Source organism: Telluribacter sp., assembly GCF_035998675.1.
Lineage (GTDB): Bacteria > Bacteroidota > Bacteroidia > Cytophagales > Spirosomataceae > Telluribacter.
The window spans coordinates 124,164-144,517 of the sequence record NZ_DASYHI010000013.1; the positions used below are offsets into that span (position 1 = coordinate 124,164).

The 20,354-nt window shown below is 50.7% G+C and carries 12 protein-coding genes; 2 read left to right on the forward strand and 10 right to left on the reverse strand.

What is annotated here, in order from left to right; translation table 11 throughout:
* Nucleotides 1–21: 21 nt before the first annotated feature.
* The 5 genes from VGN67_RS05500 to VGN67_RS05520 form a co-directional block, all read right to left on the reverse strand.
* Complete coding sequence (locus VGN67_RS05500; protein WP_327485776.1) at nucleotides 22–930, reverse strand: winged helix-turn-helix domain-containing protein; 909 nt, start codon at nucleotides 928–930, stop codon at nucleotides 22–24.
* Nucleotides 931–1,031: 101 nt separating this feature from the next.
* Nucleotides 1,032–1,499 (reverse strand): hypothetical protein, encoded by a 468-nt coding sequence (locus VGN67_RS05505; RefSeq protein WP_327485777.1) that lies wholly within the window; start codon nucleotides 1,497–1,499, stop codon nucleotides 1,032–1,034.
* Entirely contained in the window at nucleotides 1,496–1,906 is a 411-nt protein-coding gene (locus VGN67_RS05510) for a hypothetical protein (protein WP_327485778.1), read from the reverse strand. Before VGN67_RS05510 ends, VGN67_RS05505 begins: the two co-directional genes overlap by 4 nt.
* 189 nt (nucleotides 1,907–2,095) lie before the next feature.
* Nucleotides 2,096–4,468, reverse strand: a complete 2,373-nt coding sequence (locus tag VGN67_RS05515) for an ABC transporter permease (protein WP_327485779.1) — start codon at nucleotides 4,466–4,468, stop codon at nucleotides 2,096–2,098.
* Between the two features lie 102 nt (nucleotides 4,469–4,570).
* The gene (locus VGN67_RS05520; protein ID WP_327485780.1) at nucleotides 4,571–7,021 is read right to left on the reverse strand and encodes an ABC transporter permease; all 2,451 of its coding nucleotides are present in this window, start codon (nucleotides 7,019–7,021) and stop codon (nucleotides 4,571–4,573) included.
* A 111-nt stretch (nucleotides 7,022–7,132) separates the two neighbouring features.
* Between VGN67_RS05520 and VGN67_RS05525 the strand changes: the two genes are divergently transcribed.
* On the forward strand, nucleotides 7,133–7,330 hold the full coding sequence (locus tag VGN67_RS05525; protein ID WP_327485781.1) for a hypothetical protein: 198 nt from the start codon (nucleotides 7,133–7,135) through the stop codon (nucleotides 7,328–7,330).
* Nucleotides 7,323–7,751, forward strand: coding sequence for a putative toxin-antitoxin system toxin component, PIN family (locus VGN67_RS05530; RefSeq protein ID WP_327485782.1), 429 nt, complete (start codon nucleotides 7,323–7,325; stop codon nucleotides 7,749–7,751). Before VGN67_RS05525 ends, VGN67_RS05530 begins: the two co-directional genes overlap by 8 nt.
* A gap of 71 nt (nucleotides 7,752–7,822) precedes the next feature.
* Here VGN67_RS05530 and VGN67_RS05535 read toward each other — a convergent pair whose 3' ends face one another.
* From VGN67_RS05535 to VGN67_RS05555, 5 genes are all read right to left on the reverse strand, one after another.
* Nucleotides 7,823–10,207, reverse strand: a complete 2,385-nt coding sequence (locus VGN67_RS05535) for an ABC transporter permease (RefSeq protein ID WP_327485783.1) — start codon at nucleotides 10,205–10,207, stop codon at nucleotides 7,823–7,825.
* 125 nt (nucleotides 10,208–10,332) lie between these two features.
* Entirely contained in the window at nucleotides 10,333–12,711 is a 2,379-nt protein-coding gene (locus VGN67_RS05540; protein ID WP_327485784.1) for an ABC transporter permease, read from the reverse strand.
* Nucleotides 12,712–12,882: 171 nt separating this feature from the next.
* Entirely contained in the window at nucleotides 12,883–15,264 is a 2,382-nt protein-coding gene (locus VGN67_RS05545) for an ABC transporter permease (RefSeq protein ID WP_327485785.1), read from the reverse strand.
* A gap of 171 nt (nucleotides 15,265–15,435) precedes the next feature.
* Complete coding sequence (locus tag VGN67_RS05550) at nucleotides 15,436–17,856, reverse strand: ABC transporter permease (protein WP_327485786.1); 2,421 nt, start codon at nucleotides 17,854–17,856, stop codon at nucleotides 15,436–15,438.
* Between the two features lie 88 nt (nucleotides 17,857–17,944).
* Nucleotides 17,945–20,323 carry an ABC transporter permease gene (locus tag VGN67_RS05555; RefSeq protein ID WP_327485787.1) on the reverse strand — a complete coding sequence of 793 codons (2,379 nt, stop codon included), beginning with the start codon at nucleotides 20,321–20,323 and terminating at the stop codon, nucleotides 17,945–17,947.
* Nucleotides 20,324–20,354: the final 31 nt, after the last annotated feature.

Genomic DNA, 20,354 nt, shown 5'->3' on the forward strand with positions numbered 1-20,354 from the left:
AATAGTTACTCTTTCAAGTACTCACACCTCTCCTTCCGCACGTACCTCCAGCCGGTACCCCACCCCGTGTACCGCTACGAGGCGGAGGCTGGGGTCAGGCTGTAACAGCTTGCGCAGCCGGGACACGAACACATCCACACTCCTACCCACGATGACGCCCTCATCCTCCCAGACCGATTTCAGGATAAAGTTGCGCTCAAGTAGTTGATTAGGACGTTCGGCGAAAAGGTGCAGCAGTTTCGATTCCCGGTAAGTGAGCGACTGGCGGGTACCAGCCACTTCCACCGACTGGTCAGCAGGATAAAAAAGAGTTTGTCCGATCTGTATGCCAGCCGGGCGGCTGTCATCAGAGGTAGAAGGAGCGGTAGCCGGGTCTTTCGTGCGGGTACTTCGGTACCATACCAGCCCAACGGCGGTTGCCAGTAAAAAGCCCAACGCGCCCGCCCACCACCTACCTACGGGTGGGGGCGTTGGCTCGGGCGCGGCGAAGGTTACCTGCAGCAGGTGACAACCGCCTACCTGCTGCCGACCAGTACAGGGTACTTCGCCGGTTTCGGTAAAGTCAATAATGTTGTAGCCCAGTTGTAATTCACCCTTTTCACAATCCAGCACGGCGACATTGTAGCCGGTGTTGATGTGGTGAAGCGTAAGTGACTCCTGCAGCAGGCCCGGAATGCGGTCGTAGTCAAAGGATTCTTCTAACTGAATGATGTAAGTCGTTTTACTGACGTGGCGTACCGGCGCTATGCGGGTGGTAGAGTCGCCTTTTTCCAGCAGCAGGTGGTGGGCTGTGCGCCGCAGGGCCAGGTCTGCTTTCTGCGCAAACTGACGTTCATCCTCCCGTCGATTATCTTCGGGAGCCAGTCCGACAAACTGCGCAAACAACAGCACCGACAGCAACAGCACAGTACCCACCACGACTTTATTCATACCTACGTAGTTATTAGCTATTAGTTTTTTTAAGTACTTACTAGATAGCGTCTTATATACTTATTCAGCTAATCATGTTGCTTGTCCAAAATCACTACCTGCTAGCACCCACCACCGGCGGATACCGGGCCAATCGGGAACCAATGGTAAATTCTATATCCTCCTAACTTTAATACCCGACGCGTTTGTTCGGCGTTCTCTCCGATGGACTTTATGATCAGTTCATCGTCCTTTTTGGCTCCTAGTAACAGCTTCCCGACTTCAACTTCATTTGCCGTCCTGCTGGTCCTAGTAGAAGCCTGATTGATGATCACATCGCCCCGTTTGATGAATGCCTGGAACGGAATCTTTTTAGCATTCACATCCGCCGGATCACCCTCTACCATAGCCAGTACGCCCCTGGCGTCGAGCAGCATGGTAGAGGTAGTTAAGGGCATATTATTAAACATAACCTGGCGTCGGGAAATATCCCCGGCTTCTTTCCTGGTAAAGCTGCTCTGGGCCAGGGTCAAGATACCCACTATCAGCAGGACACCTGCTATTTTTCTGCTAGTTGATTGATTTCTCATTGGACCAGAATTTCGTTGTGAGGTAATGCGTACTGGTTATCCACGGAAAGCAGGACAATGGAGTCGCCGCGCTTGCACCGGGTCAGTACCTGCTGAATATCAACCTGCTTAAAATCCTCTTTCGCGTACATCACCAGCGTTTGGGTCTCTTTATCCCGAATAGCGACTTTGAATGGGATTTCGGCCATTCGGCTGATTTTGTCAGCAGACAAATTAACGGTCTGGACGGTGAGGGTACCTACCGAAGTGGAGGGTAGTACGCACTTGCCTTTGGGGCTGTATTCATTCACTACCAGCCGGGTATCCAGAAAAGCAGCGGTGCAGTGTTTGAAGGGGTCCTGCCCGTAGGTCAGACTGGTCAGCAGCCCGTAGGCCACCAGAAACATAAGTCCGGTTTTGTTTTTCATGTTGAATAACTATTTAGTGTACCAGACAAATGTAACGGCTGCTTTTTCAAAGACTCAACATCGCGCGTAAAAGAGTGTAAAGGAAATGTAAAAGTAAGTAATTATCACACTTCCAGTAATTTATCACCTACGACTTTATTACATTACCACTCCTTATTCTTAATTATACATTCTCCATTATACATTAAATCACTCACTACGTAAGCTCTTCACCGGATTCATCAGGGCTGCCTTGACCGACTGAAACGAGACTGTCAGTAGTGCAATCACGATTACCAGCATGCCCGCTCCGGCGTACATCCACCAGGCTATATCAATTTTATAGGCAAAGCCTTCCAGCCATTGATTCATGCAGTACCACGCCAGCGGCGAAGCAATTAGGATGGCAACCAGGATTAGGAGGATAAAATCTTTGGACAGCAACAGTACTACACTCTGAATACTGGCACCCAGTACCTTACGGATACCAATCTCCTTGGTACGGGTTTCGACGGTGAATGTAATCAGTCCCAGAAGTCCCAGGGCCGCGACCAGCAGCGTCAGCGCCGTAAAGCCATTGATAAGACGGGCGGTCCGTATTTCTTTCTGGTACAGCTGGTTATAGGCGTCGTCCAGGAAGTAGTAGTCGAAAGGGTATTGCGGCTGAAACCTATTGTATATTTTTTCGAGCTGGCTCAGCGCGTCGGGTACATCTGTCCGCGAGGGTAGCTTTACCAGCATGTGTCCGCCGTTCGCTACTAGCGCCCGGCTGGTGTCGCTCATGATGGTCATCCGTACCGGGCTCGCTTCTCCGTGCAGGCTTCGCAAATGAAAATCTTCCATTATACCATCCATAGACTCACCAAAAAATGGGTCGGGCTGGTCAATAGGATTTCCTTTCATACCAGTTTCCAGCATCACAGTCTTATTGAACACCAGTAACTCTTTCGTCACCGCTTTTTGATCCCAAGCCAGGGGCTTGTGTACCCACCCAATCCCCAGCAGGTTGAAGAAAGCTTTATCAGCTAAAACGACATTCACCATCATTTCCTTCTTGGTCTTCTGTACCGTCATGAATGAGGTCATCAGATTAAAGGTATACAAAGCCGTATTGGTCACCGCCACATTCTTATCTCCGGCCCACTGCCGTACATCATCGCGCAGGGCCGGAAAGCGACCAGCCATTTCCGGATCTATTTTGACCGAAACAATCTGGTCGCGGTTTATGCCAATGTTTTTGGTACGCAGCAGCCGCATCTGGCTATAAATAACGATACTGCAAATCAGCAGCCCCACCGAAGCCGTAAACTGGATAGTCGTAAAAATACGCCGCAGCCCCGCCCCGCTGTTCACCGAATGCACGGTACCTTTCAAGATTTCCTGTGGCCGGAACCGGGACAGCATCAGAGCCGGATAGATGCCCGACAGCACCGAGCACCCCAGCCATAGCAGCACTAACAGTAACCAGTAGGAAGGCTGGCTAAGTACCCGGTTGTCCAGGGGAAGCTCGAGGGCGTTTTGAGCCCAGGGAAAGAGCGCCTGCAGCAGCACAAGTGATAGCCCAAAAGCCAGCGTGGTACTTAGAAAAGATTCAAGGAAGAACTGCCAGATAAGCTCGCCGCTTTGCCCACCGACTGTCTTGCGTACCCCTACTTCCCGCGCCCGCTTGGTAGCCCGCGAGGTGGTAAGGCTGACGTAGTTAATCACCGCCAGTACCAGGATGAGCAGCGCGATGGTCAGGAAAATGTTGAGCGTCTTTCGGGCGTCTGATGACCCGATCCGGCTGTCAACGTGGCGGTCAGGCAGCGGGTCCAGCACGTATTTTTCTCCTAACAGGAACTTGGGGCCGGTACTGATACTTTTTAGCTTTTTTTCAAAGGCTTCTATGTCTGTTCCGGGGCGTAGCACCAGATATGTTTCCAAGAAACCTGAATACTCAAACACTCTCTTTGCAACAGGCCCTAAGGTAGGCCAAGTTGGGAGAGAAATCAGCGACTTGAACCCAAACACGCTGTTGGTAGGAAGCTCCTCGAATACCCCAGATACGGTAAGCGGGTACTGCTTGTCGTACAGGAGCGTGCGGCCGACCGGATTCTGGTCGCCGAAGTACCGCTCCGCCACGTCCCTGGTCAGTACAATCTGTCCGGGTCGGCTCAGGGCGGTTCGGTAGTCGCCTTCGGCTAACTTAAAGCCTAGTACCGTTAGTAGGGTACTATCCGCAAAGCCAATTTTATCCTGCTTGAACCGGTGCTCAGCATCGGACTGGAGCACTACGGCGCCAGAGCCTTCGGTGTAGCGTACTACCTGCTCTACTTCAGGTAGCTGTTGTTTCACCTCACGTCCGAAGCTTTCGTGCAGACCATAAGTTATTATATCGTTACCATCAAATTTAGAAACCGATACAGTCAGGTACGTACGCTCCGCAAAGGGATGGAAGCGGTCGTAGTGGAGCTCGTGCCATACGTACATAGCTATGAACATACTTACCGCCAGTCCCACGGTCAGGCCCAGGATAGTAAGCAGACTAAACAGTCGGTTACGCCAAAGCTGGCGCAGCGCGATACGCAGGTAGTTTTTTAACATGACTTTAGGCTGTATGCTTTATGCTGTAGGCATTTAAAGAGACACAAAATCTTGCTTCTCTACGGGATGTACCTCCATTCATTATACATTATAAGTTAAATATTATTCCGTTTTCAATGACTTTACTGGATTCATCAGCGCGGCTTTTATAGATTGAAAACTTACCGTCAGCAACGCAATCACCGTCACCAACAGGCCAGCGGCGGCGAACATCCACCACTTCATGTCGATCTTATATTCAAACTCGGCCAGCCACTTGTCCATGAAGTACCAGGCAATAGGCGAGGCAATGACCATGGCTACCAGTACCAGTAGTACAAAGTCTTTGGAAAGCATCATTACTACACTCCCCACACTCGCGCCCAGTACCTTGCGGATACCGATTTCGCGGGTTTTCTGCTGCGTTACCAGTGATATCAGGCCATACAGGCCGAGGCAGGAAATCAGGATAGCCAGTCCGGCGAAGTAGCTGATGAGAGTACTACGTCGCTGCTCACGGTCGTAGATCTGCGCCAGGTTCTGGTCTACAAACCCATACTCAAAGCTCTTTTCGGGAAAGTACTTGTCCCAGGTAGCCTGTACAGCCTTCAGGGTACTCTCTACCTGGTTGGGCCGGAGCTTCACGGACACCAGCGTCAACTGTGGCTGTATAATACTCATGACCTGGCTGGTGATAGGCCCGTACAACGACTGGTTATGAAAGTCCTTGAGTACCCCTACTACCCGACCGGCCCGACCTTCCACGTTCAGCGTCTTTCCGACCGCCGCCTCGGGCGAAGGCCAGCCAAATTCCTTCACGGCCGTTTCGTTAATCAGGTACCCTTCGGTTTTATCGGTCCCGTACTGTTCCGAAAAATCCCGCCCGGCTACCAGTTGCAGCCCGTAGGTATCGGCGAAGTTGTAGTCTACCGCCAGCACCGACACAAACAGGTTGTCCTCGGCGGTGCGGCCTTCGGGTACTACGTTGCGCCGGACACTGCCGTTGCCCAGCGGCTGACTCGACAGCGTAACCGCTTCTACCTGCGGGTTACGGAGCAGGTTTTCGCGGAAGGTACTCAGTCGCTGATAGCTGCTGTCTGAGGCAGTAGCGAATACATTCGTGATCTTGGGATTACGGATATTGGCCGTAATGATAAAGTCTTTGTTGAAGCCCAGGGGCTGGTTCTGCAGAAAATCCAGCTGCTGCCACATCACCAGCGTACCGATAATCAAAGCCACCGACGTCACAAACTGTACCCCCAGCAAAACCTGACGCAGTACCCCACCCCGCGCTTTGCCACTCAGGAAGTTGCCTTTCAACGTCGTGACCGGCTTGAAGCTTGACACCACCAGGGCCGGGTACATTCCTGATAGCAGACCCGCCCCCAGCGCTACCCCAAAAAACAGCAGTACCAGCAGGCCGTCGTTCAGGAAGTACTGCATGGTTAGTTGCTTGTCGGTCAACTGGTTCAGGAGGGGCAGCAGACCGCCAATCAGGGCCAGCGAAAGTACCAGCGCCAGCGCGCTCAGCAGCAGCGACTCACCCAGGAACTGCATCACCAGCTGCTGCTTCTGACTACCCAGTACCTTCCGGATGCCTACCTCCTTCGCGCGTTTAAGCGAGCGGGCCGTGGACAGATTGATAAAGTTGATACAGGCAATCAGGAGCGTTAGCCCCGCAATACCCAGAAACACGTAAATCCGGGACATACTACCTACCGGCTCGGGTGTGTTGTCCGCTTCGGTGCGCAGGTAGAAGTCCTTTATGGGCTCAAGTTGGTACTCAATGCCATCGGCGACCTGTGCGTCGGCGTGGGCTTTGATAAACTGCGGGAAGCTGGCATCAACCTGCTCGGGCGAGCGACCGGGCCGGAGCAGTACGTAGGTAAAGGAGTGGGAAATCACCCAGTTGAACGGCAGGTTTTGACGCGCCCGCTCGTTTTCGGTGGCGTACATGGTTTCGTAGTTCGCCAGTAGCTCCGGGTGAATGTGGGAGTTATCGGGGAAGTCTTTGACCACACCACTCACCTTCATGGGGTACTTACCTTCGTAGGTGATGGTCTGCCCCAATGGGTCGGCTTCGCCAAAGTACCTCTGCGCGGTTTTCTCGGTCAGTACTATCGAGAATTTGTCCCGCAGCGCCTCCCGTGGATTTCCTTTTACAAACTCAAAGGAGAAAATATCCAGAATAGCGGGGTCCGTAAAAAAGAAGCGCTCCTCGTCGTACTTGGCCGCGGCCTCGCTGTCCGAGCCCTTTACTTCCACCGTAGCCGGACTCCGGAACATGCGGGCGGAGGTTTCTACCTCAGAGAACGTCTCGGCCAGCAGCGGCGACACCGGCGGGGGCGTCAGGGCCAGCGGCTGCTCCAAACCCGCGAAGCGGGGCAGGTACGTAACGCGGTAGATGCGGTCAAAACGCTCCTGAAACTGGTCGTAACTCAGCTCGTGCCGCACAAACAGCCCAATCAAAAAGCAGCAGGTCAGCCCCACCGTCAACCCTATAATATTGATAAAGGAGAACACTTTCTGTCCCCACAGATTCCGCCAGGCTATTTTGAAGTAGTTTGTTAACATAGCAGTAGGCAATACGCTTTTTGAGGTTTGACAGAGACGCAAAACTTTGTGTCGCTACGTCTCGCCCGATTTTTTTGTATTTTTGTTATATATCAAAAAGAGAGAGATGGTATGGAAAATCAAAAACTAAGTTCATTACAACTTGAACTGCTCAATGTCTATTCATTTCAGCCGGACGAAGAGGACCTTTTCGCTATCAGAAAACTATTGGCTGACTATTTCTCTGATAAACTTATCAGTAGAGTAGAACAGGCCGTATCTGAAAAGAACATAACCGAAGAAGACCTGAACCGCTGGCTTAATGAATAGACTAAGGGTTGTTCTGGATACCAATGTCTTTTTAGTTTCTCTTGCTCCTCATTATAAATACCACTGGTTGTATCAGTCGTTAATCCAGGGAAAATATGAGTTGGCTGTGTCTAACGAAATCCTGACGGAGTATCAGGAGCAAGTATCCCTGCGGTACGGCATCCAGCGAACTGATACTACTCTTGATTTCCTCCTAATGCTACCAAATATCCATTTGCACAACCCCTCTTATTTGTGGCAACTTATTGAAAATGATAAAGATGACAATAAATTTATTGATTGCTTCATTGCCAGCCAATCTGATTTTATTATCAGCAATGACCGCCATATACATCAGATAAAAACCATAGGCTTTCCTCCCATTCAGGTACTTCGTTATGAAGAGTTTGAGCAGCAATACAAGTCAATTTTAGCACCGTAGTCTGTTCTTCCTTCTCTATTTCTGAGTACGGTCGCCATTCTTCCTTTACTGCTTTTCTCCTTTCCACCTTACTACTCACTCCTCAGCGACTTCACCGGATTCATCAGCGCGGCTTTCAGCGACTGATAGCTGACAGTTAGCAGGGCAATACCTACGGCCAGTACTCCTGCCACTAGAAATATCCACCACTGGATGTCGGTCTTGTAAGCAAAATCCTGCAACCACCGGCTCATAGCGTACCAGGCAATGGGGGTTGCAATCAGCAGGGCAATGACCACCAGACGGAGGAAGTCGGCCGACAAAAGTGTCAGGATATTGGCCAGGCTGGCTCCCATTACCTTACGCACTCCGATTTCCCTGGTTCGGCGCTCAGCGGCAAAAGTACCTAACCCAAATAAACCCAGGCTGGATATCAAAACGGCTAACACAGCAAACAGGCCAAAAACCTGCCCGGCCTGTCGGTCGGCACGGTAGGTGCGCTGGAAAAAGTCGTCGAGGAACTCGTAGTCGAAGGGCGTAGCCGGGAATGTCTGCTTCCACAGCCGCTCCACCTGCTCCATGCTGGCCGGTACATTGCCCGCTTCGAGCTTCACCGACACCTGATTTTCCCAGCCGTCCAGCAACGAGAAAATCATGGGCGGAATGGTACTTTTCAGATTCTTCTGGTGGTAGTCGGCCACCACACCCACTACCTGTCCCCGCTGGGGTACCTCGCGGTAGCCGCCAGTAGGGTCGTACTCAAAGGTATAGTAACCCGTCATTTTGCCCTCGATGTTGTCCCAGCCAAAGTACTTCATAGCCGCTTCGTTGACCAGGAACACCTTGCGGTCGGTGGGGCGGTCAGCGTCGAGATTGCGACCCTGAATGAGTTTTATACCAAAGGTTTCCAGGAAGTTTTCGTCAATAGACTGGCGGTTGATGGTCAGGTCGGTGGCGCCCTTAGGAGCATAATCCGCTACCAGTTTTTCGCCACGCAGACTGCCGCTGCCCGGTACACTGTAACTCTGCGTGGCCGACACAACGCCCGACAGCTTCTGCACTTCCTGCTTAAACCGCTGCTTGGCCTCCACACTGGCGTCGTGCAGATTCAGCACCAGTACCTGCTCCCGCTGGTAGCCCAGATTCTTGGTCTGTACGTACCGCAGCTGACTGGATACCACCAGCGTCGCCACAATCATCACAATGGATACAGCAAACTGCCCCACCACCAACGCCTGCCGCAACAGGGGCGTACGGGTACCTCCGAGCAATCCGGCCAGACTTCCCTTCAGCACCGCCGCCGGACGAAATGATGACAACACAAAGGCGGGGTACCCTCCGGCCAGAAAGCAAAGGACCGTCAGGCCCAGCAGTAGTCCGGCCATCCGGCCGGTAGTGAACAGCCCTACAAGATTTAGATTTTTATCAGCCAGTTCGTTAAAAGCCGGAAGTACCATGGGTACTACCAGTGCCGTCAGGACCAGGGCTACCCCCACAAAAAGGACAGTTTCGCCAAAAAACTGGCTCCACAATTGCCCCGACGTAGAACCAAGTACCTTGCGAACGCCTACTTCCCTTGCCCGCTTAGTCGCAATAGCCGTGGCCAGATTAACGTAATTGAAAGCCGCCATGGCCATAATCAGCAACGCTACCACCGAGAAGATCGTTACGTACATCAGGCGATTGGGGGCAATGAGGCTGGTACGCAGGTAGAGGTCGGTCAGCGGAATCAGGTTAAATTTCCAGACGGCTGCGTTGGGGTCGTTCAGTGATTTGAGGTAGGCCGGAAACTGTGCCGCCAGAGCCTGCGAACTGGCACCGGGCGCAAGGAGCAGGTAGGTCCAGGTACTGCCGGCCCAGAGGTTGGTGGTGACGTCCCAGCCCAGCAGTTCGTTGGCATTGGCGTAATTGGCCAGAAAATGGATTTTATGGTGCGAGTTGCCTGGCAGTTCACGCATGACGCCCGTTACGCGCAATGTATGTTTGTTGTCGTAGCGCAGGGTTTGGCCCAGGGGGTTTTGCTTTGGAAAGTACTTCTGCGCCATCGTTTCCGACAGTACTACGCCGTAGCGCTCAACCAGAGCCGTTTTCGGATCTCCCTGTATCAGTGGCAGCGTAAATACTTCAAAAGCGCTGCTATCGGCGAAGAAGAAGTTCTCCTCGTACGAACTCAAATTGGGACTGGTCAGCAGAGGAGCCGCCTGTTTGAGCCGCACTACCTGTTCTACCTGAGCAAAGCGTTCCTTAAAATCAGTCGCTAGCTGGCCCCCGCTCACGCCCGATTCTTCAAATTGCTGAAGCAGTACTATGCGGTCTGCATTGGTATGGAAACGGTCGTAGTTGAGTTCGTCCAGTACGTAGGCCGTCATGAGCAGTCCACAGGTGAGTCCGAGGGTAAGGCCCACCACATTCAGCCCGCTGTAGAGCGGGTTACGCCACAGATTTCGAAGCGTTATTTTAAAGTAATTTCTGAGCATAGGCTTCGCAAGCTTGTTAGCTATAAGCTGTTAGTTATTAGATCTTTATGGGTTATAGTGACGCAACACTTTGCATTTCCAGGTGTAGGTACCTTGCCCGTTTTTCGCTTTTAGCTCTTAGCTTTTCACTCGGAACGCAGCGACTTCACCGGGTTCATCAGGGCGGCTTTTATACTCTGGAAGCTGACGGTGGCAAAGGCGATGGTCACGGCCATGACCGCCGCCACCAGGAATACCCACCAGTGAATGTCGGTGCGGTACTCAAAGTTCTGCAACCACTCGGACATGAAGTACCAGGCAACAGGCGCCGCAATGACAAACGCTATGAGTACCAGTTTCAGGAAATCCCTGGAAAGCAGCCCCACAATACTACCAATGGAAGCGCCCATAACTTTTCGTACGCCTATTTCCTTGGTACGCTGCTGGGCAGTGAAGGTAGCAAGGCCGAAGATACCGAGGCAGGAAATAAATAGCGCCAATCCTGCAAACCATTTTGCCAGCGTGCCGACCTGCCGCTCGCTACGGTACATCCAATCATAGCCCTGGTCCAGAAAAATGAAGTTAAAAGGAAAACCTGGATTTAGCTTTTGGTAGGTTTGTTCCAGCGTTTCTATAGTACCAGAGACATTTCGCCCATCAATTCGGGCAAAAAGGAGTTGCGTTTCCAACGGTTGGAACCGAATGATTAGTGGCTCGATACGCGAGTGAATACTGGTTAAGTGAAAATCTTTGACTACCCCAATCACTGTACCGGAAATACCATCTACCGTAATCGGATGACCAACCGGATTTTTAAACCCGAAACGCTTTACGGCTTCTTCGTTGAGTAAAACATTGGCCGAATCGGTGCCAAAGGAAGACGAAAAGTCCCGTCCTGCTTTAAGTTGAATTCCCATTGTAGCGAGCAGGTGCTCATCACCATTCAGTATCCCAGCCAAGGCTCGTGATCTGGAAGTTTGACCAGGCCAATTGGGATAGACTGCCCTGGCTACGCTTAAAAAATCAGTATTAGACCGAGTAAGACCTTGTACACCTGGAATTTGGGCAAAAGATTCCATAATGGGTTCAATATTAGAAATATCTATATTTCCTGTGTTAAAGTAAATCAAATTGTCTTTTTGAAAACCGAGGTTGATGTTTTGAATAAACTGAATTTGCCTATAAATTATCATCGTCCCAATTAGAAGCAGAATAGAAGCAGTAAACTGCACGACGACCAAAGATTTACGCAACCAAATCGTATTTTGGCCATTTTTGTCGTGCAAGCCTTTCAGCACTCGTGCTGGCTGGAAAGACGACATAGTAAAAGCTGGATACAGGCCTGCTGCTAGTCCCAACAGTAACAGAATTCCTACATAAGCAATACAGTAGCGTGGATTGTACCAATCAATGGAAATTAGTAACTCGGCGGGTGCGCCGAAATAGGGTTTTTCAATAAGCTCATTATAAAAGGGGAGAGCCGTCGAAACCAGTCCGATAGCCACTATGCCAGCTACGCCCGTTAGCATAAATGATTCGCTAAGGAACTGGCCAATCAATCGGCTCTGACTTGCTCCGGCTACCTTCCGAACTCCGACTTCTTTGGCTCGCTGAGTAGCCCGAGCGGTAGAAAGATTCACAAAATTGATTCCTGCAATCAATAAAATGAGTACTGCTACAAGGCTAAATAGCCAAACATAGACAATCCGTCCATTGCCACTGTATTTTCCGTTTTTAAAGCTAGAGCGGAGGTACCAATCGTTGAGGGGTTGGAGAAAGTACGTGCGGTCTTTCAAGGTAGGCAGTTGTCGCTGTACTATACGTTGAAGCTGCGCCTGAACCGTGGTCAGGCTAGCTTCTGGGGTTAGCAATGCGAATAGCTGGATGTTGTTTTCTCCCCAATCAGTCGATTGCAATTCTTCGGTTCGAAAGGGACGCAGATACCCAAAATTAAGCGATGAATTGGGGGAAATATCAGCGATCACGCCAACTACCCGGTAGGTCTCGGCTCGCTCTAATTGAATCTGTTTTCCAATCGGATTCGTATCGCCAAAATACTTACGGGCCAGCCGCTGGGTCAACACAAGCGTATTAGGTTCGGTCAATGCTGTCGCGGGGTTGCCCTTCAAAAGTTCAAAACTAAAAATCTTCAAAAAATCGGGCTCCGCGGCTCGTCCTTCCTCTATTATCGATTTGTCGCCAAAGGAAAAAAGTGACCGCTCTCCCCACGAATAACGTGTTGCCCGTTCAATGCCCGGTATATTGGCCTTGATTGCGTCTGCCATAGGCATCGGCACAGCGTCATAAGTTTGCGTTTCATTTGATAGAGATGATAGGTTCAGCATAATCCGATAAATCCGGTCGTGTCGGACATGGAATCGGTCATGACTGACTTCGTAATTCACCCAAAGCAAAATCAACACTGCACTAGCAAGCCCTATAGCCAACCCTGCGATATTTAGTAGCGTATAGTTTCTATGCCGAAATAAATTCCGCCAAGCGATTTTAAGGTAGTTTTTGACCATAGCCTTGGAGTTATTTTAAAGGACATGTAAAAAGCTATACCAACCTATTCATACTATTGTAAATCAGCTATTTATACTCCTACCTCTGAACAGAACCGTCCGATTACGGACGGTTCTGTTCAGAGGCGGACGCATGCCTGAAAGAGCAGGTACGACATAAAGAACCTTCCATCACTCACTCCGCAAGCTTTTCACCGGATTCATCAGGGCCGCCCTGATACTCTGGAAACTGACGGTGGCAAAGGCAATAGTAACGGCCATGACAGCCGCCACCAGGAATATCCACCAGTGAATGTCGGTGCGGTATTCAAAGTTCTGCAACCATTCGGACATGAAGTACCAGGCAATGGGTGAAGCAATAACAAAGGAAATCAGCACCAGCTTCAGGAAATCTTTGGATAGTAGCCCTACGATGCTGCCGATGGAAGCTCCCATTACTTTTCGAACGCCTATTTCCTTGGTACGCTGCAGGGTACTGTACGAAGCCAGCCCCAGCAGACCCAGACAGGAGATAAAAATAGCCAGAATGGCAAAGTTTAGGAATAGCTTCTCAAAACGCTCCTCGCTGCGATATTGCCGGTCAAAGAACTCATCCATGAAGTAGTAGCTGAACGGACGGTTGGGTACCAGTTGGTTCCACCTGGCTTCAATGGCCTTGATGGTTACGGGGAGGTTACCACCCGCTAATTTTACCGATACCAGACTGCTTCCTCCTGGTTCTATACGCATAGTAAGCGGCTTGATCTTTTCCTGCAAGGACCGGAAATGAAAATCCTTTATCACTCCTACAATTTTACCCTCACGTCCCCACTGTTTGAACCGGCGGCCGATGGCTTCCTCCGGTGTGCTATACCCGAATAGCTTGGTAGCCGCTTCATTCATAACCATAGCCTGGGTAGTATCGGTACCAAATTCCCGGGAAAAGGGCCGTCCCGCAGCCATTTTCAGGTTAAAATGCGGGATATAGTCAAAGTCAACAAAGTACAGGTCGAGATTGGCAATCTGCAGGTCGCCACTCTTATTTTCAATTTCTGAATAAGCTCCGGGATTACCTCCACCCGGTACGCTGGACGAAAGCGCGGTGGACATAACTCCGGAAATACTGGCGATGGATTCTTTAAAGGTTTCTTTGGCCGGGTCGCCCTGTGAGTTCACAATCAGCATTTGGTCCTTGCTAAAACCCAGGTCGCGGTCCCGCATGTAGTTCATCTGGGTAAACACCACGATGGTAGCGATGATCAGGGCAATGGAAATAGCAAACTGAGCGGCCACTAACCCTTTGCGGAGCAGGATACCACGGACACTGGTCGCGAAGCGACCTTTCAGTACCACCACCGGCTCAAAAGAGGAAAGTACCAGGGCCGGATAAAAACCCGCCAGCAAACCAATGCCGATGGCCGCTCCAAACATGCCCAGAATGTACCAGCCGTTCTGGAAAATGCCCGTACTGATGATTTTACCGGCCAGCGTATTAAACAGCGGAATCAGCAGGGCGGATAGCAGGATGGACAACACAAAGGCTATCATACACAGCAGAATGGACTCCGCGATAAACTGCCGGGCCAGCAGCGCCCGGGGAGCGCCTACTACTTTCCGGACGCCTACTTCCTTAGCCCGCTCGGCCGAGCGGGCGGTGGTCAGGTTCACAAAGTTGATACAGGCAATAAGGAGGATAAAAATGGCAACGATTGAAAATATGTACACGTTGTTGGCGCTTCCGCTTTCGCCGTCATTCCGGGTCGAGTGCAGGTATACATCTTTTAGCGGTTCCAGAAACAGCGTGTAGTGCATCTGGTTTTCCTTCATTAGTTTTCCGGCCCGGTTTTCCAGAAATGCCGGAAACTTCTTTTCCAGTGCAGCTCCGGTAGTGCCGGGCTTCAGAAGTAAAAACGTAGTGGCCCCGAAGTTACCCCATTGCTCATCAATGCCTTTGTTGAACCGTTCGGTAAAGGTGGTCATGGACACAAACATGTCGGCCTTAATCAGGGAGTTTTCCGGCATATCCTTGATAACGCCGGTTACCGTTGCCACCAGCCCTTCGCCCGTAAGCAGCAGGGTTTGCCCCATTGGGTCTTCTTTACCAAAGTACTTTTCGGCGGCTTTTTCGGTAAATACTATGCTGAGCTGGTCCTTCAGCGCGGTTTTAGGATTTCCTTTTATTAACTCAAAGTCAAATACCTGAAAGAGCGACGAATCGGCATAGAGTGATTTCTCTTCCTGAAACTTTACATCGCCTTTCCTGACCAGCAGACTACCGCCACTCACCCGGGTAAAGGCTTCTACTTCGGGCAAATCATTCTTGATGTTCGGGGCAAAAGCCCAGGAAGTAATTCCGGTATTGATGGTTTCAGAAGGGGTTTTTATATCCGTTGCCAACCGGTAAATACGGTCGACCCGGGAGTGGAAAGCATCGTAGCTCAGCTCAAAATTAACGTACATAAATATCAGGAAGCAGGCCGACATCCCGACCGTTAGCCCCATGATGTTGATAAAAGAGTAAACCTTGTTTTTCAGCAGGTTCCGCCAGGCGATTTTGAGGTAGTTTTTGAACATGGCTTTGGAGTTATTCTCAGGAACAAATAAAAAGCTATACCAACTTAATCATGCTTCTGTATATCAATTATTTATACTTATATACCTGAACAAAACTGTCCGATATCGGACAGTTTTGTTCAGGTACGGACGCAGGCCGGAAAGGGAATTCGGAACAGAAGGTACCCTTTGCTACTCGCTTCGCAACGACTTTACCGGATTCATCAGAGCGGCTTTGATACTCTGGAAACTGACCGTCAGAATGGCGATGATCAGTACTGCCACAAAGGGTAATACAAACAACCAGCCGTTCAGGTCGGCGCGGAAAGCGTAGCTTTCCTGCCAGCTGGTGATGGCGTACCAGGCCAGGGGTGCTGCCAGAAAGAACGCTACTATCACCAGCACGGCAAATTCTCTGTACAGCAATTGCAGAATCTCAGGTACCGAGGCGCCCAGTACCTTACGGATGCCGATCTCCTTGGTCCGTTGCATGGTGGTGAATGAAGCCAGGCCGAACAGCCCCAGGCAGGCTACCAGAATCGCCAGCGTCGTAAAAAAGCCGAATACCTGCCCGAACCGCTGGTCGGCGCGGTACTGCTCGGCAAAATGCTGATCCAGGAAGAAGTAATCAAATGGATTACCGGGAAAAAACTGGTTCCAGGCCGATTGAAGTGTGGCAATGGTTTTCTGAGCTTCGTCGGGGGCCATCTTTACGGAGAAGTACCCACGCACGTCCGGAATGAGCCGCAGAATAAGGGGCTCGTACGCTTCCCGCAGCGACTGCTGATGGAAGTTTTCGACAACGCCTACGACCGTAAAGATATCGCCCCAAAAGAAGATCTCCTTACCAATGGCTTCTTCCGGCTTGTCGAAGCCCAGTTGTTTAATCGCCATTTTGTTGAAGATAACGGCTTTGGGATCGGTGCCGAAATCTTTGGCGAAGTTCCGGCCTGCTACTAGTTTCAGACCGTAGGCGTTGAGGTAGTCATAGTCAACCCCAATAATGCGGTACTGCGTACCCTTGCTTTCATCCATCCCTTTCAGCCGGATGCCCCCGGCGTTCCAGCCCACGGGCTCGCCCGGAATGGCCGTAGACGCCGTAATACTACGGACGCTGGACTGACGCAACAATTCGCCCTTGAAGGCTTCCATTTGCTGCATAAAGGTAGAATCATCCCGGACGATGGGCGGACGAATCACCAGGGTCTGGTCAATGTTCAGCCCCAGTGACTGCTGCCGCATGTACTGGATCTGCTGGTAAACAGCCAGGGTACCCACCAGCAGAAACAACGAAGCCGCAAATTGAAACACTACTAACCCTTTACGCAGGAAGACACCCTGCCGCGTATTGACCATCCGGCCTTTTAGAACCACAACGGGTCGGAAACCGGAAAGTACAAACGCCGGGTAAAGCCCCGAGAAAAACACCCCGATCACAAACAATACCAGCAAAGCCAGCCAGAAACGGGCACTACTCAGCAGGGAAAGCGTCAGATTTTGTCCCGACAAATCATTAAAGACCGGTAGGGCAGTAGCTACCAGCAACAACGCCAGGGCTACCGCCAGGCCATTGAGCAGAAATGATTCAAACATAAACTGCCTGATCAACTGGCTCCGTTGCGAGCCCACTGCCTTGCGAATACCTACTTCCCTGGCCCGGTCAATGGCCCGCGCCGTAGCCAGGTTTACATAATTTACCCAGGCAATAACTACTATAAAGAAGGCTATCGCCAGCAGCAGGTACACGGTCTTGCCGTCGCCGTTGGGCTCTGTTTCGCCTATGTAGTGGGAATACAGGTGGATGTCGCGGAGCGGCTGCAGCAGGTAGATGGCCGCCGAGTTATAGCGCTTATGCTCCTCGCCTGCCAGTCGGTCAACGACCGTCGGGAACTTGGCTTCAAGGGCCCTGGGATCAGTGCCGGGCCGTACCAACAGGTAGGTAATACAGCCGTCCCAGTTCCAGGCGTTTTCCGGGTTGTTGTCGGGTCCCATGTTTTTTACAAAGGTGGCGTAGGCCCCCAGCATGCTGGCCTTAAAATGTGAGTTTACGGGAAAGTCCTTGTAAACACCCGTTACTTTAAAAGTCCGGTCACGGTTGGCCTGTATCGTTTTCCCCAGTACTTCGGTCGTACCAAACAGCTTGCGGGCTACCGATTCGGAGAGAACGACCGTATTGGGTTCGGCCAGGGCCGTGCGCGCGTCACCCACCAGTAACGGATACGAAAACACCTTGAAAAAAGCCTGACTGGCAAAGTATATTTTATCGATCTTCAGCTGCTCGTTGTCCTGACCATTTACCACCAGCGGCCCGGACCCGACAATCTTGACGTACTCCTCTATTTCTTCGAACGCATCCTTGAACGAATTACCGACGGCATAAGCCCCTGACACCCATTGGGTACTTAGTTTTCCGTCGTTGTAGCGGTCCTGCTGAACGCGGTAAATCCGCTTACCCTTCTCGTGAAAGTCGTCGTAGCTCAGTTCAAAAGCGACGAACTGAAGAATGAGCAAACAGGCCGCCATACCAATAGCCAGCCCGACGATGTTGATGCCGGAGAATACTTTGTGCCGGAGCAGGTTTCGCCAGGCGATTTTGAGGTAGTTCTTGATCATTGTTGTTTTAGGTTGCTAGGTAAGGAGGAGTTAGGCATTAGGTAAGGAAAAGCTAAGTACCTACCAGCTAATACCTAACCGCTATCACCTACTCCGTTCGTAAAGACTTCACCGGATTCATTAGCGCTGCTTTGATGGCCTGAAAACTTACCGTCAGCAGCGTAATAACAAGTGCTCCCAGGGCAGAAGCAGCAAAAATCCACCAGGAAATAGTGGTGCGATAATCGTATTTCTGTAGCCAGCCGTCCAAAAAGTAGTAAGCGATTGGAGCGGCCACCAGGCAGGAGATGACGACCAATATTACAAAGTCGCGGGAGAGCAGCGCCCACAGACCTGCTACACTGGCACCCAGTACCTTCCGTATGCCGATTTCCTTGGTACGCTGCTCGGCCACGAAAGAAGCCAGGCCGAATATACCCAGACAGGAAATAAGAATAGCCAGTAGGGCAAAGAAGCTGGCCAGTTTGCCAATGCGTTCCTCCTGTCCGAACTTTTTGGCGTATTCCTGGTCAACAAATCTGTAATCGAAGGGTACCGCAGGATTGTGGGTACTGAAAACCGATTTGATTTCTTCCAGAGATTCACTGCTGCTCTGATCAGGATTAAGTCTGAGCATAACTACGGCTTCTCCTTCACTGGAAATATGAAAAATAGAGGCCCTAACCGGCTGATAGGGTGACTGCATGACCATGTCAGCAATGACTCCTATGATTAAGTGAGTCACCCCATCCTTGGTAACTACTTCTCCCACTGCATGCTCAAAACCCATGAATTTTGCCGCTGCCTCATTGATGACAATAGCGGTGGAATCGGTGGCAAAGTCCCTGGAGAAGTCCCGGCCTTCCTTGAATTTCCAGCCTACTGTTTTTCCGTAATCGAAGGAAACACTTGTATTTGGAAAATCAACCGCCTGCGAGGGGTCCTTTCCCTTCCATTCGAAACCGGTACTGGTACTCCATACATCGGTGGGTGGACCGCTCGATTCGGCCATTTCTACAATAGCGCCTGCGCTTTTCAACTCATTTTTGATGGCATCAAAATGAGTGTGAATATCCTGGTTGGAGAAAATGGTTATTAACCCATCGCGATCGTAGCCAACTGGACGGTTTTTAGCGTATTGAATTTGCTGAAAGACAACGACCGTACCAATGATCAGGGTAACAGAAACCGTAAATTGTGCCACCACCAGTACTTTACGGGGAACCGCCGCAAAACGACCCACTCTGAAAGCGCCCTTTAGTACTCTAAGCGGCTGAAAGGAGGATAAATAAAGGGCAGGATAACTGCCCGCGATCAGGCCCGTCAACAAGCTAAAGCCAATTCCTATTCCCCAGAAAACGGGACTTGACCAGGGAAGGGCTATTTTCTTATCCGCTACTTCGTTGAACCTAGGCAGGGAAAGCTGTACCAGGAGCAGGGATATTACAAAAGCAATAGCTACGACGAGCAGCGATTCACTGAAAAACTGAACAACCAGCTGGCTCCGTACTGAACCTACCGCTTTCCGGATACCTACTTCCTTGGCTCGCTTTTCGCTGCGGGCGGTACTTAGGTTCATAAAGTTGATGCACGCCAGCAGCAGCACAAAAAAACCGATAATGCCAAAAAGCCACACGTACTCGATACGTCCCCCGGCGATTATGCCATTCTCGAATTTCGACTGCAGGTGCCATTTGCTCATAGGATGCAAAAACACTTCCGGCTTCAGTTTCTTTCTTACCGGATCAACCCTATTCAGTCTGACATCTTTTATTTTGGCGGATACTATATCAATAGCTACCTTATCCGTCAGTTGGGCGTAGGTCTGCGTAAAATTGGGTCTCCACGGATCTTCTATCTCCTTAATCCACTGATTCCGGCTGAGGAATAACTCCCAGGGTACAATGAACCCCATATCACTAAAACTTGAATTACGCGGTAAATCAGCATAAACCCCCGTAATCCTTACATCCGTTTCATTATCTAGTTTCAGCGTTTTATCCAGCGGATCTTCTTCGCCAAATAGCGTGTTGGCCAGCGACTCTGACAGCAGGATGGCGTAAGGTTCATTCAGGCCGGCCCGCGTGCCTTTAACCATGTCAAGAGTTAGCATATCGGTAACCTGAGGCTCGAAATATCTGCCTTCTTTACTGAGCTTAGTGTCAGCATACGCCAACAGGCTGTTGGTCCGGGCTGACTGCAAAACGTACTTAAAATCACTACTGTAGTGCGTCCGGATCTCGTCTGCCATCAGATAGGGGTTATCTGCCTGCGTCTCCTTTTTCCCATTGTACTGGATGTGTTGCATGACCTGTACAATGCGGCCGTAGTTCTGGTGGTAGGTATTAAAAGAAACCTCATCCCACACCCATAAGCTTATCAGCAGGGCTACCGCCATGCCAACTGCCAGTCCGGCAATGTTAATGAAGGAGTACACCTTGTTTTTGACAAGGTTCCTGAAGGCGATTTTAAGGTAGTTTCTGAGCATGACAATGGAGTTATACTTATGGACTGAGAAA